Raw genomic sequence first — 14,386 nt, forward strand, 5'->3', positions numbered from 1 at the left:
GGCTCACGTCTGACTCGCCTGGCGGCGGGGTGCCCCCGAAGCCATACCCTTGGACCATGACTTCTGCCGGCCGGGTGACCGCCTCCACCGTGCGTGACAGCGCGGTGTGGCCCGTACTGGTCGGTGTCGGCCTGCTGGCCGGAGCGGTGGCCGCGGGCATCGGCGCACTGTCGTTGGCCGACGCCCTGACCGCGACGGGCCTGCCCGATCCCGGACCGGTGACCACGTACGGACTGCCGTTCGTGCGCGCCGCGGGGGAGATCGCGGCCATCGTCGCGGTCGGGGCATTCCTGTTCGCGGCGTTCCTGGCGGCGCCGCAGTCCAACAGCGTGCTCGACGTCGCCGGCTACCGGGCGCTGCGCCTGGGCTCGGCGGCATCTGGGGTGTGGACCGTCTGCGCGGCGCTCCTGGTGCCGTTGACGGTCTCCGACGTCTCCGGGCAGCCACTGCTCGAGCACCTCGGCCCGTCCGACGTGTGGTCGGCGGCCGATCTGGTCGATGTCGCCGCCGCCTGGCGCTGGACGGCGATCCTGGCGGCCGCGGTCACCATTGCCAGCCTGCCGGTGCTCCGCTGGGGATGGACGCCGGTGCTGTTCGGCGGGTCGTTGCTGACCTTGATGCCCCTGGTTCTGACCGGGCACTCGTCGGCCGGCGGCGCTCACGACCTGGCCACCAACAGCCTGTTCATCCACCTGGTGGCCGCGGCGTTGTGGGCCGGCGGGCTACTGGCACTGCTGGCCCACGCCATGCGTGGCGGATCCGACGGTTCGAACACCGCGCTGGCGGCGCGCCGGTTCTCGGCGTTGGCCCTCTGGTGCTTCGTCGCGATGGCCTTCAGCGGCGTCGTCAATGCGTTGGTGCGGATGCAGCCGGCCGACCTAGTGCACACCACCTACGGCTGGTTGGTGCTGGCCAAGATCGTGGCGTTGACCCTGCTCGGGGTGTTGGGATGGGCTCAGCGGCGGGTGAGCCTGACCGCTCTGGCCGCCGATCCGGGCTCCCGGGCCCCGCTGATCCGGTTGGCGCTGACCGAGGCCGCGCTGTTCGGCGTCACCTTCGGCATCGCCGTCGGCCTGGGACGAACCCCGCCGCCTCCGGAAGGGCGGGTCCCGACCGCCGCCGAGGTGGCGATCGGCTACGACTTCGCCGGGCCACCCACGGTGGCTCGGGTGCTGTTCGACTGGCGATTCGACCTGCTGTTCGGCACCGCGGCAATCGTCGGCGCGGCGGTGTACCTGGCCGCGATGTACCGGCTGCGTCGCCGCGGTGACGCCTGGCCGGTGGGCCGCACGATCGCCTGGCTGCTGGGCTGCGCCACGCTGCTGTTCACCACCTCATCGGGGCTCGGTCGGTACATGCCGGCCATGTTCAGCATGCACATGATCGCCCACATGCTGCTGTCCATGCTGGTTCCGGTCCTCCTGGTGCTGGGTGCTCCGGTGACCTTGGCCCTACGCGCGTTGCCCACCGCGGGCCGCGGAGCACCGCCCGGGCCGCGGGAATGGCTGTTGGCCGCGTTGCACTCGCGCGTTTCGCAGGTGCTGACCCAGCCGATCATCGCGACCGCACTGTTCGTGGCCGGTTTCTACGGCCTGTATTTCGGCGGCATCTTCGACGCCGCGGTGAGCAACCATGCCGCCCACGTCCTGATGAACGTGCACTTCCTGCTGTCGGGCTACCTGTTCTACTGGGTGGTCATCGGGGTCGATCCGACCCCGAGGCCGGTCCCGCACCTGGTCAAGATCGGGATGGTGTTCGCCTCGCTGCCACTGCATGCGTTCTTCGGTGTGGTGATGATGGGCATGGACACGGTGCTCGGCGAGCCGTTCTACCGGTCACTGCAGCTGCCCTGGCACACCGACCTGCTCGGGGATCAGCACCTCGGCGGTGGAATCGCTTGGGCGGCAGGCGAAGTCCCCTTGGTGATCGTGATGCTCGCCCTGCTGATCCAGTGGCGTCGCAGCGACCAGCGCACCGCCAAGCGCCTGGACCGGGCCGCCGACCGCGACGACGACGCCGAGTTGGCGGCCTACAACGCAATGCTCGCCGAGATGGCGCGGCGCGACCGTCCTTCCAGCTGAGCGGAGTTATCCCCAGCGCGCGTTTCATCCACAGCCGACGGGTGCCGTGCGGTCGGCGTCGTGCCCGCTGTCGGGGCGCCGACGGTCAATGGCTGCGTAAGGCGGTCGCGACGCATCGGCACCGGGCCGCCGGAATTGATGAAGCGAAAGGAACCCCAATGTTCGAGACCCCGTTCACCATCGTGGGAAACATCATCACCAATCCGGTCCGGCTGCGGTTCGGCGATCAGGAGCTCTACAAGTTCCGGGTGGCCAGCAACTCGCGGCGGCGCATGCCCGACGGCACGTGGGAGTCCGGCAACTCGCTGTACGTCACGGTCAACTGCTGGGGAAATCTGGCCACGGGTGCGAGTGCCTCGCTGATGAAGGGCGACGCCGTGGTCGTCACCGGCCACATCTACACCAGCGAGTACGACGACAAGGAGGGCGTGCGCCGGTCCTCGGTGGAGGTGCGGGCCACCGCGGTCGGGCCTGATCTGTCCCGCTGCACGGCCAAGGTGGCGCCGTTGCCGAGGCCGACGGCCCCCATGCCCGATCCGGAGCCCGGTGACGCAGAGCATGACGAGGAAACCGGGGTCGACGAGGGCGACCTAGCACTGTCGGCCTAGCCACATTCGGCCACGCCTAGGATGGGTCGCGAGCAAGTTGGGCTGCCGCGCCACGACACGCACGCGCCCATCCGACGTACCTGAACGAGCTTGACGAAAGGCACTTCACGGCATGGCCGAATTCATCTACACGATGCGCAAGGTCCGCAAGGCGCACGGCGACAAGGTCATCCTTGACGACGTCACGCTGAACTTCCTGCCCGGCGCCAAGATCGGCGTCGTCGGTCCCAACGGGGCCGGTAAGTCCAGCGTCCTGAAGATCATGGCCGGCATCGATCAGGCCAACAACGGCGACGCCTTCCTGGCGCCCGGCGCAACGGTCGGCATCCTGATGCAGGAGCCGCAACTCGACGAGAACAAGACCGTTCGCGAGAACGTCGAGGAGGGCGTCGCCGTCAAGGCCAAGCTCAACCGCTACAACGAGGTGGCCGAGCTGATGGCCACCGACTACACAGACGAGCTCATGGAAGAGATGGGCAAGCTGCAGGAGGAGCTCGATGCCGCCGACGCCTGGGACATCGACTCCCAGCTGGAGCAGGCGATGGACGCGCTGCGGTGCCCGCCGCCGGACGAGCCGGTCACCCACCTGTCCGGTGGTGAGAAGCGTCGCGTCGCGCTGTGCAAGCTGCTGCTGAGCAAGCCGGACCTGCTGCTGCTCGACGAGCCCACCAACCACCTCGACGCCGAGAGCGTGTTGTGGCTCGAGCAGCACCTGGCCAGCTACAAGGGCGCCATCTTGGCCGTGACCCACGACCGCTACTTCCTCGACAACGTCGCCGAGTGGATCCTGGAACTCGACCGCGGCCGGGCCTACCCCTACGAGGGCAACTACTCGACCTATCTGGAGAAGAAGGCCGAGCGCCTCGAAGTCCAGGGCAAGAAGGACCAGAAGCTGCAGAAGCGGCTGAAGGAAGAGCTGGCCTGGGTCCGCTCGGGCGCCAAGGCCCGGCAGGCCAAGAACAAGGCCCGTCTCGGCCGGTACGAGGAGATGGTCGCCGAGGCCGAGAAGACGCGGAAGCTCGACTTCGAAGAGATCCAGATCCCGACCCCGCCGCGGCTGGGCAACGTCGTGGTCGAGGTCGAACACCTCGACAAGGGTTTTGAGGGCCGCACCCTGATCAAGGACCTCTCCTTCACCCTGCCCCGCAACGGCATCGTCGGCGTCATCGGGCCCAACGGTGTCGGCAAGACCACGCTGTTCAAGACCATCGTCGGGCTCGAGCAACCCGACAGCGGCACGGTCCGGGTCGGCGACACGGTCAAGCTGTCCTACGTCGACCAGAGCCGCGCCGGCATCGACCCCAGCAAGACCGTGTGGCAGGTGGTCTCCGACGGCCTGGACTACATCGAGGTCGGCCAGAACGAGATCCCGTCGCGGGCCTACGTGTCGGCGTTCGGGTTCAAGGGACCGGATCAGCAGAAGCCGGCGGGCGTGCTCTCCGGTGGTGAGCGCAACCGGCTCAACCTGGCGCTGACCCTGAAAGAGGGCGGCAACCTGATCCTGCTCGACGAGCCGACCAACGACCTCGACGTCGAGACCCTGTCTTCGCTGGAGAACGCGCTCGAGCAGTTCCCGGGCTGCGCCGTGGTGATCAGCCACGACCGCTGGTTCCTGGATCGCACCTGCACGCACATCCTGGCGTGGGAGGGCGATGACGACAACGAGGCCAAGTGGTTCTGGTTCGAGGGCAACTTCGGTGCCTACGAGGAGAACAAGATTCAACGTCTCGGGGCCGAGGCTGCGCGTCCACATCGGGTAACCCACCGGAGACTGACCCGGGACTGACCCGTGACGAGCTAAAGGGCGCAGGGGGGTCGTCGACGCTACTAATGTCGGCTATGCACCGATGCCGGTGTGTGGGCGGAAGTCAGGAGTGATCCGTATGACGGCCAAACCGGAAGCTGTTCGTGGGCACGAAATCAGCGACCGGGATCGACGGCAGCCGCTGCCGGACGCGGTCCACCGCCTCGCCGTGGCTTTCCGGTCCACCTACCGCGCGCCGTCGGGCGAGGGGGCAGGGACGGTCGCCACCGGACCGCAGCCGACCGGGGTCGCCGATCGGCTGGTCTCCGATCTACCTGACGCGCTCGTGGCCGCTCACCTCGAACTCGGCAGCCACCGGACGCCGGGGGAGACGAAGGTCGCGGTGTACCCGGGCGACGGCGACTCCGGGCCGGCGCTGCAGATCGTCACCGAGCAGGCCGCGATGCTGGTCGATTCGGTGACGGTGTTGCTGCACCGCCATGGCGTCGCGTATCCCGCGATCATGAACCCGGTGTTGCGGGTGCGCCGTGGCGCCGACGGTGAGTTGCTCGATTTCCGGCCCGCCGCCGAGGCCACCGGCAGCGACGGCGTCGAGGAGTGTTGGATCCTGGTCCCGGTCAGCGGGGCGGCCGACGGCCCGGCACTCACCGAGGTGGTCCGGCTGCTCCCCGGGGTGCTGGCCGACGCCCGCCAGATCGGGCTGGATTCCGCGGCGATGGGTGCGGCCCTGCACGGCCTGGCCAACGACGTGGCCACCGACGTCGAAGGGCGATTCCCCAACACCGACCGCCGGGATGTCGCGGCGCTCCTGCGGTGGTTGTCCGACGGGCATTTCGTGCTCCTCGGCTATCAGCAATGCGCGATCGACGACGGCACGGCGGTGGTCGACCCGGCCAGTCGCCTGGGTGTGCTCAAGCTGCGGGAGGATGTGCTCCCACCGCTGACCGCCGAGGACGACCTGATGGCGCTGGCCCAAGCCACACTGCCGAGCTATGTACGGTACGGCGCCAACCCCTACATCGTGGTGGTGCGCGAAAGTGGCGCGCGGGTCGTCGAACATCGTTTCGTCGGCCTGTTCACCGTGGCCGCGATGAACGCCAATGTGCTGGAGATTCCGCTGATCTCGCGACGGGTCGAGGAGGCGCTGGCCATGGCCCGCCGGGATCCCAGCCATCCCGGGCAACTGCTGCGCGACATCATCCAGACGATTCCTCGCCCCGAACTTTTCGCGCTGAGCTCCAAACAACTGCTGGACATGGCCCTGACCGTGGTGGACCTCGGGTCGCGTCGCCGCACCCTGTTGTTCCTGCGCGCCGACCAGCTCGCCCATTTCGTTTCCTGCCTGGTGTATCTGCCGCGCGATCGGTATACCACCGCGGTGCGGCTGGAGATGCAGGACATCCTGGTGCGCGAGCTCGGCGGCGAGAGCATCGACTACTCCGCGCGGGTCAGTGAGTCGCCTTGGGCCGTCGTTCATTTCGCGGTCCGCCTGCCCGTCGGCACACCGCCGGAAGCCGTGGACACCTCCACCGAGAACGAGAACCGGATCCAGAACCTGCTCACCGAGGCCACCCGCAACTGGGGTGACCGGTTGACCAGCGCGGCTGCCGACGCCGAGCTGAGCCGTGCCGCGGTGGAGCACTACGCCACCGCGTTCCCCGAGGACTACAAGCAGGCCGTCGCCCCGTCGGAGGCGATCGCCGACATCGCGATCATCGAAGCGCTGCAAGATAATTCGGTGAAGCTCGTGTTCAGTGAGGGTGACTCGACCGGGGAGGGCGTGCCGGCCCAGCTCACCTGGTACCTGGGTGGCCAATCAGCCTCGCTGAGCGAGCTGCTGCCGATGCTGCAGTCGATGGGCGTGGTGGTGCTGGAGGAACGCCCCTACACGGTGCGTCGCGCCGACGGACTACCGGTCTGGATCTACCAGTTCAAGGTCGCCCGGCATCGCAGCATCCCCGAGGCGCCCGACGCCGCCTCACGTGAGGCCACCGCGCAGCGATTCGCCGATGCGGTGACCGCGATCTGGCACGGCTCGGTCGAGGTGGACCGCTTCAACGAGCTGGTCCTGCGAGCCGATCTGACCTGGCAGCAGGTGGTGATCCTGCGGGCCTACGCGAAGTACCTTCGCCAGGCGGGTTTTTCGTACAGCCAGTCACACATCGAGTCGGTGCTCAACGAGAACCCGCACACCACCCGGTCGCTGGTGCAACTGTTCGAGGCGTTGTTCGACCCGTCCGAGGACACCGCAGGATCCCGGGACGCCCAAGGGGCGGCAGCCGCCGTGGCCGCCGACATCGACGCCCTGGTGAGTCTGGACACCGACCGCGTGCTACGGGCTTTCGCGAGCCTGATCCAGGCCACCCTGCGCACCAACTACTTTGTCCAGAAACCGGAGTCGGCTCGGCAACGCGGTGCGGTGGCGATGAAGCTGAATCCTGGGTTGATCGACGAACTACCGCTGCCCCGGCCCAAATTCGAAATCTTCGTCTACTCGCCGCGGGTGGAGGGCGTGCACCTGCGGTTCGGGTTCGTGGCCCGCGGCGGGCTGCGGTGGTCGGACCGCCGCGAGGACTTCCGTACCGAGATCCTCGGCCTGGTCAAGGCCCAGGCGGTGAAGAACGCCGTCATCGTTCCCGTCGGGGCCAAGGGCGGATTCGTGGTCAAACGCCCGCCGGAACCCACCGGTGACGCCACCGCCGACCGCGAGGCGACCCGCGCCGAAGGTGTTGCGTGCTACCAACTTTTCATCTCCGGACTACTCGACGTGACCGACAACGTCGACAAGCAGACCGGCGCCGTCGTCACGCCACCGGAGGTGGTGCGCCGCGACGGGGAAGATGCCTATCTGGTGGTGGCGGCCGACAAGGGCACGGCCACCTTCTCCGACATCGCCAACGAAGTCGCCAAGTCCTACGGGTTCTGGCTGGGTGACGCGTTCGCCTCGGGCGGATCGATCGGCTACGACCACAAGGCCATGGGCATCACGGCGAAGGGCGCCTGGGAGTCGGTCAAACGCCACTTCCGGGAAATGGGCGTCGACACCCAGAGTCAGGATTTCACCGTCGTCGGTGTCGGTGACATGAGCGGCGACGTGTTCGGCAACGGAATGCTGCTGTCGAAGCACATCCGGCTGATCGCCGCGTTCGACCACCGGCACATCTTCCTCGACCCCGATCCCGACGCCGCCGCGTCCTGGGCGGAGCGCCAACGTCTGTTCGAGCTGCCGCGGTCCAGCTGGGAGGATTACGACGCCAAGCTGATCAGCGAGGGCGGCGGCGTCTACAGCCGGCAGCAGAAGTCCATCCCGGTCAGCCCGCAAGCCCGCGCGGCGCTCGGAATCGACGACGACATCGAGGAACTCACACCGCCCGCCCTGATGAAGGCGGTCCTCAAGGCGCCGGTGGACCTGCTGTGGAACGGCGGCATCGGCACCTACGTCAAGGCCGAGACCGAATCCGACGTCGGGGATCGCGCCAACGATCAGATCCGGGTCAACGGAAACGACGTGCGCGCCAAGGTGATCGGCGAGGGCGGCAATCTCGGTGTGACCTCGCTGGGCCGGATCGAATTCGACCTGGCCGGCGGTCGGATCAACACCGATGCCCTGGACAACTCCGCCGGCGTCGACTGTTCCGACCACGAGGTCAACATCAAGATCCTGATCGACTCGCTGGTGACCGCGGGCAAGGTCAGTCCCGAAGAGCGCACCGATCTGCTGCTGTCGATGACCGACGAGGTCGGTGCCCTGGTCCTGACCGACAACAAGGACCAGAACGACCTGATGGGCACCAGCCGAGCCAACGCAGCCGGGCTGCTCTCGGTGCATGCGCGGATGATCAAGGACTTCGTCGACAACCGCGGGCTCAACCGTGAGCTGGAGGCGCTGCCGTCACCGAAAGAGATCCGCCGCCGTGCCGATGCCGGAATCGGTTTGACCTCACCGGAATTGGCCACGCTGATGGCCCACGTCAAGCTCGCACTCAAGGACGACGTGCTGGCCAGTGACCTGCCGGACCAAGAGGTGTTCGCCTCCCGGCTGCCGCAGTACTTCCCCGAGAAGCTCCGTGAGCAGTTCACCAGTGAGATTCGCTCGCACCAGCTGCGTCGGGAGATCGTCACCACGATGCTGGTTAACGATCTCGTCGACACCAGCGGGATCAGCTACGCCTACCGCATCACCGAGGATGTCGGTGTCGGCCCCGTCGACGCATTGCGCAGCTATGTCGCCACCGACGCCATCTTCGGCATCGGTGACGTGTGGCGCCGGATCCGGGCCGCCGGCGACGACGGAGTGCCGGTCGCGGTGACCGATCGGATGACGCTGGACCTGCGCCGGCTGGTCGACCGGGCCGGGCGCTGGCTGCTGAACTACCGTCCGCAACCGCTGGCCGTCGGCGCCGAGATCAACCGGTTCGCCGCCAAGGTCGCCACGTTGCGTCCGCGTATGCCCGAATGGCTGCGCGGTGACGACAAGGCCATCGTCGATAAGGAAGCCGGTGAGTTCGCCTCGCAGGGGGTTTCCGAGGATCTTGCCTACGCGGTCGCCACCGGGCTGTACCAGTACAGCCTGCTCGACGTCATCGACATCTCCGACATCGTCGACCGTGACCCGGTCGAGGTGGCCGACACGTACTTCACCCTGATGGATCATCTCGGGGCCGACGGGCTGCTCACGGCGGTATCGCGGCTCAGTCGAGAGGATCGGTGGCACTCGTTGGCGCGGTTGGCGATTCGCGACGACATCTACGGTTCGTTGCGATCCCTGTGCTTCGATGTGCTGGCGGTCGGCGAACCGGAGGAGACCGGTGAGGAGAAGATCTCCGAATGGGAGCTGACCAACAGCTCCCGGGTGACCCGCGCTCGCCGCACGCTGGCCGAGATATACCAAGATGGTGAGCAGGACCTGGCGACGCTGTCGGTGGCCGCGCGTCAGATCCGCAGCATGACACGTACGAGTGGAACGGGAACAACTGGGTGACAGGCTTCGTAGCGCCGGTGCATGTGCGCTGGTCGGACATCGACATGTACCAGCACATCAATCACGCGACCATGGTGACCATTCTCGAAGAGGCCCGGATTCCCTTTCTGCGTGAGCCTTTCGGTCCGACCATCGACACCATCGGCCTGTTGATCGCCGATGTCAGCATCAGCTACAAGGGCCAGCTGCGGCTGGTGGATTCACCGCTGCAGGTGACGATGTGGTCCAAGCGCGTGCGCGCCGTGGACTTCACCATGGGCTACGAGGTGCGGTCGGTGAACGCCGCGCCCGACGCGAAACCGTCGGTGATCGGTGAGACCCAGTTGGCCGCCGTGCACATCGCCGAACAACGACTCGAACGGTTGACGGGCGAGCAGCGTGCCTACCTGGAGCGCTATCTGCGATGACCGCCCCCGAGCGCGGCCTGTGGATCGAAAACCCGCGCGACCGCGAGGATTTCGCGACGTTCCTGGACCGGGCCCTGCGATTGGACGATGCCGCGGTGGTGCGCCTGCGCGAACGCGGGCCAGGTTCGGTGATCGCGTGGGTGGCGACCGGGCTGGAGGTCCTGGCCAGTCGGGTGGTGGCCGGGCGGCTGCGCCCGGCGGATCTCTCGGCGGGGGCCGACGCGCTTGTGGCCGGATTGTCCGGTGTGGCAGGGGGAGAGGGCGGATACATCGACCCCGGCTTCCCCATGGATTCGGCCTGGCGCGGCGGGCTGCCTCCCGAGGATGGTTTCGTCCACCTCGACGACGTGCCGGCCCGGGTGATGCTCGACCTCGCTCAGCAGGGCGGGGCGTTGGCCCGCGAGCACGGCAGCGCCCACGGTCCGCCGGCTTCGCTCCTGGACCAGGAGGTGATCTCGGTCAGCGCAGGCGATTTCACCGTGGGTGTGCCGATGCGTTGCGTATTCGCCCTGACCGCCATGGGTTTTCTGCCGCAGACCGGCAATCAGGTCAGCGAGCAGGAGATCGTGCGGGTGCGGGCACATCCGTCCTGGTTGCGTGTCGACGCCAGGTTCGGGTCGGTGTATCGCCGCCGTGAATCCGCGGCGTTGATTTTGGGCTGATTCTGTTGCGGGCTCCTTACCGGTGTTCTTTGGGCGATTGTTTTTTGGGCTTTTGTCACGCTGGAGTGACACTCGCGCTCGAGCGTCACGCCAGAGTGACGCACCCGGCCTGGCATGCCCGGCTTTGTCACGCCAGAGTGGCTGTCGCCGGCGAAAGCCACTCTGGCGTGACAAATTGGGGGGCAGGGGCCGTGGGGCCGCGGGCGCAGAGCACCGGCGGGCGACGTCAGACCACCCAGGCAGCAGTGTCCGGACCGAGTGTGTCGTCGATCAACGCGCCGCTGCTCAACAGAATCTCGCCGGCCGGCAACGGCACGGGTTCGCTGCCGGTGTTGAGCACACATCTCAGGCCACCTTCGCGGCGCAATGTCAGCATGCCGCCGGACGTGTGCAGCTCGACTCTGCCGCCAGCGAATTCGTCACGGTTGGTACGCAATTGGATGGCCCGCCGGTAGAACTGCAATGTCGACGACGGGTCGGCCTGCTGGCGCTGCACCGTCATCGCTGCCCACTCGGCCGGCACCGGCAACCAGGTGTCGACCGATGAGGAGAACCCGAACGGCGGCGAATCGCCCGACCAGGGCATCGGCACCCGGCAACCGTCACGGCCGCGTTCGGTGTGTCCAGAGCGCTCCCACACCGGGTCCTGAAGCACGCCGTCGGGCAGATCGACATTGGGCAGCCCGAGTTCCTCGCCGTTGTAGACGAACACCGCGCCCGGCAGCGCCAACATGACCAGGGCCATGGCGCGGGCCCGCGCCAGACCGAGCGCACCACCGCCGTAGCGCGTGACTTCGCGCTCCACATCGTGATTGGACAGCGTCCACGTCGGTGCTGCGCCCGCCAGGTCGGCCGCGGCCATCGCGTTGAGGATCGCCTCGTGAACCTCGTCGGCGTCGAAATCAGCTTGCACCAGACGGAAATTGAAGCCCAGGTGCAGCTCATCGGGACGCAGGTATTTGGCGAAGCGCTCATTGCCGTGCACCCAGACTTCACCGACGGCCACCGTGTCGGGATAGTCGTCGAGCACCGTGCGGATGAACCGGTGAATGTCGTGCACGCTGTCGTTGTCGAACCGCGGGTCGTCCTCGCTGTTGCGCAGCAGCGCAGTATCGGTGACCGCCATGTCGGGCAGTTCGGGTGGCTTGGCCATGCCGTGGGCCACATCGATGCGGAACCCGTCGACTCCGCGGTCGAGCCAGAACCGCAGCGTCTTCTCGAGATCCTCGAACACCTCAGGGTGGTTCCAATTCAGGTCGGGCTGGGCCGGGTCGAACAGGTGCAGATACCACTGGCCGGGCCTGCCGTCGGCTTCGGTGATGCGGGTCCAGGCCGGGCCGCCGAACACCGACACCCAATTGTTGGGCGGGTGTATCCCGCCGGGGCCCCGTCCGTCGCGAAAGATGTAGCGGTCGCGACGACGCGGATCGGCCAGCGCCTCGACGAACCACGGGTGCGCCGAACTGGTGTGGTTCGGCACCAGGTCCATGGTGACGCGGATGCCGCGGGCGTGGGCGGCGTCGAGCAACCGGTCCAGCGCGGTGATGTCGCCGAACAGCGGATCGACGTCGCGGGGGTCGGCGACGTCGTAGCCGTGATCGGCCATCGGCGACACCATCACCGGATTGAGCCACAGCGCGTCGACCCCGAGCCCGGCCAAGTAGTCCAACCCGGCGCTCACCCCGTCGAGATCACCGACCCCGTCCCCGTTGCTGTCGACGAACGAACGGGGATAGACCTGGTAGAAGACCGCGTCCGCCCACCACCGGCGCATCAGAACGCCGAGTTCACCATCGAGTCCGCGGCCATGTCGAGGTAATCCAACAGAGCGCGGCGGTGCGGCTCGTCCAGCGTTGCGGAGTCGATCGAGGCCACCGCGGTGTGCATGCACCGCAGCCAGGCGTCGCGCTCGAGGTAGCCGATCCGGAACGGTGCGTGCCGCATCCGCAACCGCGGGTGACCCCGCTGATCGGAGTACGTGCGCGGGCCGCCCCAGTACTGCTCCAGGAACATCCGCAGCCGCTCCTCGGCGCCGTCGATGTCGTCCTCGGGGTATAGCGGCAGCAGGATCTCGTCCTCGCGTACCAGCTGGTAAAACCGCGACACGATCGCTGCGAACGTCTCGTGGCCACCGACTTCGTCGTAGAAAGATCGCTGCACCTGGGTCACGTCGTTCATTGTGGTCCATTGTGGCCCAGCGAGTCGTCGGCGCCGGTCACCGTGGCCCGGTCACCGGGTGTTCATCCGACTGACCTGCACACACCCGAAAAATTTTCGTGCACATCTGTCGGATCCGTGGTGGACTGTCTCCTCGGAGGCTCCATGGCGCACAGCAAAAAAAGCCATATGCGACGGACCGGCCACATTCCCGGCCCATCGGGACCCCATGTGCCAAATCGCCCCCTCCACAGCGTCGAGGTCCTCCCCACCACGACGCACGATGCCTCCCTGTGGGGGCGTCGTCGGGTGTTGCTGCTCAACTCGACCTATGAACCGTTGACCGCGCTGCCGTTGCGGCGCGCGGTGGTCATGGTGATGTGTGGCAAGGCCGACGTCGTGCACGACGACCCGTCGGGACCGGTCATCCACTCGGCCACCCGCACCATCGTGGTGCCGTCGGTGATCCGGCTACGCACCTTCGTGCGGGTGCCCTACCGGGCCCGGATCCCCATGACGCGGGCTGCGCTGATGCACCGCGACCGGTTCCGGTGCGCGTACTGCGGTGGACGGGCCGACACCGTCGATCACGTGATCCCGCGCAGTCGTGGCGGCGAGCACTCCTGGGAGAACTGCGTGGCCGCGTGCGGGCCGTGCAACCACCGCAAGGCCGACCGGTTGCTGGCCGAGCTGGGCTGGAGCCTGCGCTGTGTGCCAATGCCGCCGAAGGGCCAGCATTGGCGGCTGTTGTCGACGATCAAGGAACTCGACCCGGCCTGGGTGCGGTATCTCGGCGAGGGTGCGGCGTGAGGCCTGACTTGCCGGCACACTCGGCGCGTCGCGGTGGTGCGGCTGATACGGTTTGCGCGTGAGCACAGCACTTACCCATTCCCTCCTCGGAGGGGTTCCGCTGGTGTTGTTCGTGGTCCTGGCGTTGATCTACCTGCCCCGCAAGGGACCGCATCCGGATACCTACAAGATGTCCGAGCCGTGGACCCACGAGCCCATCCTGTGGGCTGCCGAGGAGCCGCAGGCCCACGGGCACGGCGGGCATGATTCCCATGGCGTGACGATCGGAGGCGGCGCAAGTGGCAAGTGGTGATATTGCGACGGCGACCAAGGATGTCGAGCTGCCCTACGGCTATGCCCTGACCTACAGCGGTCGGATTTCCGGGGTCACCGAACCGGGCGAGCTGTCCGTGCACTACCCGTTCCCGACGAAGGACCTCGTCGTGCTCGACGATGCCCTGAAGTATGGCTCGCGGGCGGCCAAGGCCCGGTTCGCGGTGTACATCGGTGACCTGGGTGTCGACACCGCCGCCGCGGCACGCGAGATCCTGGCCAAGGTGCCGACGCCGAACAACGCGGTGCTGCTCGCGGTCTCACCCGACCAGCGCGCGATCGAGGTGGTCTACGGTGCCGATGTCAAAGGCCGTGGCATCGAAGAGGTCGCCCCGCTGGGCGTCTCGGCGGCTGCCGCCTCCTTCAAGGAAGGCAATTTGATCGACGGTCTGATCAGCGCCGTGCGTGTGCTGTCTGCCGGCGTTTCTCCCGCCTGATTGCTCTAGAACCTGGCACCGAGCGTGCGGGGGGGGGGGGGGCCCCGCCCCCCCCCGCGCGCGGCGGCCCCCCCCCCCCCCCCCCCCCCCCCCGCCCCCCGGCGCGCGCCCCCGCCCCCCGCCGGGGGGGCGCGGCCGCCGGCCCCCGCCGCCCCCCCGACCCCCC

Annotated in this window: 11 protein-coding genes; 9 read left to right on the plus strand and 2 right to left on the minus strand. The window is 67.6% G+C overall.

The annotated features are described in order from the left end of the window. Positions 1-56: 56 nt before the first annotated feature. The 6 genes from A5740_RS24580 to A5740_RS24605 all read left to right on the plus strand — a co-directional run bounded on the left by A5740_RS24580 (position 57) and on the right by A5740_RS24605 (position 10,504). Positions 57-2,081 carry a cytochrome c oxidase assembly protein gene (locus A5740_RS24580; protein WP_076198445.1) on the plus strand — a complete coding sequence of 675 codons (2,025 nt, stop codon included), beginning with the start codon at positions 57-59 and terminating at the stop codon, positions 2,079-2,081. Positions 2,082-2,239: 158 nt separating this feature from the next. Beyond that, positions 2,240-2,689 (plus strand): single-stranded DNA-binding protein, encoded by a 450-nt coding sequence (locus tag A5740_RS24585; protein WP_076198446.1) that lies wholly within the window; start codon positions 2,240-2,242, stop codon positions 2,687-2,689. Positions 2,690-2,801: 112 nt separating this feature from the next. Then, on the plus strand, positions 2,802-4,475 hold the full coding sequence (gene ettA / locus A5740_RS24590) for an energy-dependent translational throttle protein EttA (RefSeq protein WP_076198447.1): 1,674 nt from the start codon (positions 2,802-2,804) through the stop codon (positions 4,473-4,475). A gap of 97 nt (positions 4,476-4,572) precedes the next feature. Continuing rightward, entirely contained in the window at positions 4,573-9,435 is a 4,863-nt protein-coding gene (locus tag A5740_RS24595; protein WP_083654407.1) for an NAD-glutamate dehydrogenase, read from the plus strand. 44 nt (positions 9,436-9,479) lie between these two features. After that, positions 9,480-9,842, plus strand: a complete 363-nt coding sequence (locus A5740_RS24600; RefSeq protein WP_254849330.1) for a thioesterase family protein — start codon at positions 9,480-9,482, stop codon at positions 9,840-9,842. Continuing rightward, positions 9,839-10,504 (plus strand): hypothetical protein, encoded by a 666-nt coding sequence (locus tag A5740_RS24605; RefSeq protein ID WP_076198449.1) that lies wholly within the window; start codon positions 9,839-9,841, stop codon positions 10,502-10,504. Before A5740_RS24600 ends, A5740_RS24605 begins: the two co-directional genes overlap by 4 nt. A gap of 226 nt (positions 10,505-10,730) precedes the next feature. On the opposite strand, the gene A5740_RS24610 is transcribed toward A5740_RS24605, so the two are convergent. Both A5740_RS24610 and A5740_RS24615 read right to left on the minus strand, forming a co-directional pair. After that, on the minus strand, positions 10,731-12,278 hold the full coding sequence (locus A5740_RS24610; RefSeq protein ID WP_076198450.1) for a glycoside hydrolase family 13 protein: 1,548 nt from the start codon (positions 12,276-12,278) through the stop codon (positions 10,731-10,733). Further along, entirely contained in the window at positions 12,278-12,664 is a 387-nt protein-coding gene (locus tag A5740_RS24615) for a globin (RefSeq protein WP_166909815.1), read from the minus strand. The genes A5740_RS24610 and A5740_RS24615 overlap by 1 nt, the downstream gene beginning before the upstream one ends. Before the next feature lie 162 nt (positions 12,665-12,826). Between A5740_RS24615 and A5740_RS24620 the strand changes: the two genes are divergently transcribed. Genes A5740_RS24620 through A5740_RS24630 form a run of 3 tightly spaced genes read left to right on the plus strand, consistent with a single transcriptional unit; the run spans position 12,827 to position 14,220 of the window. After that, positions 12,827-13,471: an HNH endonuclease gene (locus tag A5740_RS24620; protein WP_076198454.1), complete on the plus strand. Its 645-nt coding sequence runs from the start codon at positions 12,827-12,829 to the stop codon at positions 13,469-13,471. Positions 13,472-13,529: 58 nt separating this feature from the next. Further along, entirely contained in the window at positions 13,530-13,763 is a 234-nt protein-coding gene (locus A5740_RS24625) for a hypothetical protein (protein ID WP_067767309.1), read from the plus strand. Continuing rightward, complete coding sequence (locus A5740_RS24630) at positions 13,750-14,220, plus strand: DUF5130 domain-containing protein (protein WP_076198456.1); 471 nt, start codon at positions 13,750-13,752, stop codon at positions 14,218-14,220. The genes A5740_RS24625 and A5740_RS24630 overlap by 14 nt, the downstream gene beginning before the upstream one ends. The last annotated feature ends 166 nt before the right edge of the window (positions 14,221-14,386 follow it).

The sequence above is a fragment of the Mycobacterium sp. GA-1841 genome (assembly GCF_001954135.1).
GTDB lineage: Bacteria > Actinomycetota > Actinomycetes > Mycobacteriales > Mycobacteriaceae > Mycobacterium.

Coding starts and splice junctions, on each gene's coding strand:
- A5740_RS24620 (WP_076198454.1), top strand. CDS start 12,827: ATGGCGCACAGCAAAAAAAGCCATATGCGACGGACCGGCCACATTCCC.
- A5740_RS24605 (WP_076198449.1), top strand. CDS start 9,839: ATGACCGCCCCCGAGCGCGGCCTGTGGATCGAAAACCCGCGCGACCGC.
- ettA (WP_076198447.1), top strand. CDS start 2,802: ATGGCCGAATTCATCTACACGATGCGCAAGGTCCGCAAGGCGCACGGC.
- A5740_RS24580 (WP_076198445.1), top strand. CDS start 57: ATGACTTCTGCCGGCCGGGTGACCGCCTCCACCGTGCGTGACAGCGCG.
- A5740_RS24585 (WP_076198446.1), top strand. CDS start 2,240: ATGTTCGAGACCCCGTTCACCATCGTGGGAAACATCATCACCAATCCG.
- A5740_RS24595 (WP_083654407.1), top strand. CDS start 4,573: ATGACGGCCAAACCGGAAGCTGTTCGTGGGCACGAAATCAGCGACCGG.
- A5740_RS24600 (WP_254849330.1), top strand. CDS start 9,480: ATGTACCAGCACATCAATCACGCGACCATGGTGACCATTCTCGAAGAG.
- A5740_RS24610 (WP_076198450.1), bottom strand. CDS start 12,278: ATGCGCCGGTGGTGGGCGGACGCGGTCTTCTACCAGGTCTATCCCCGT.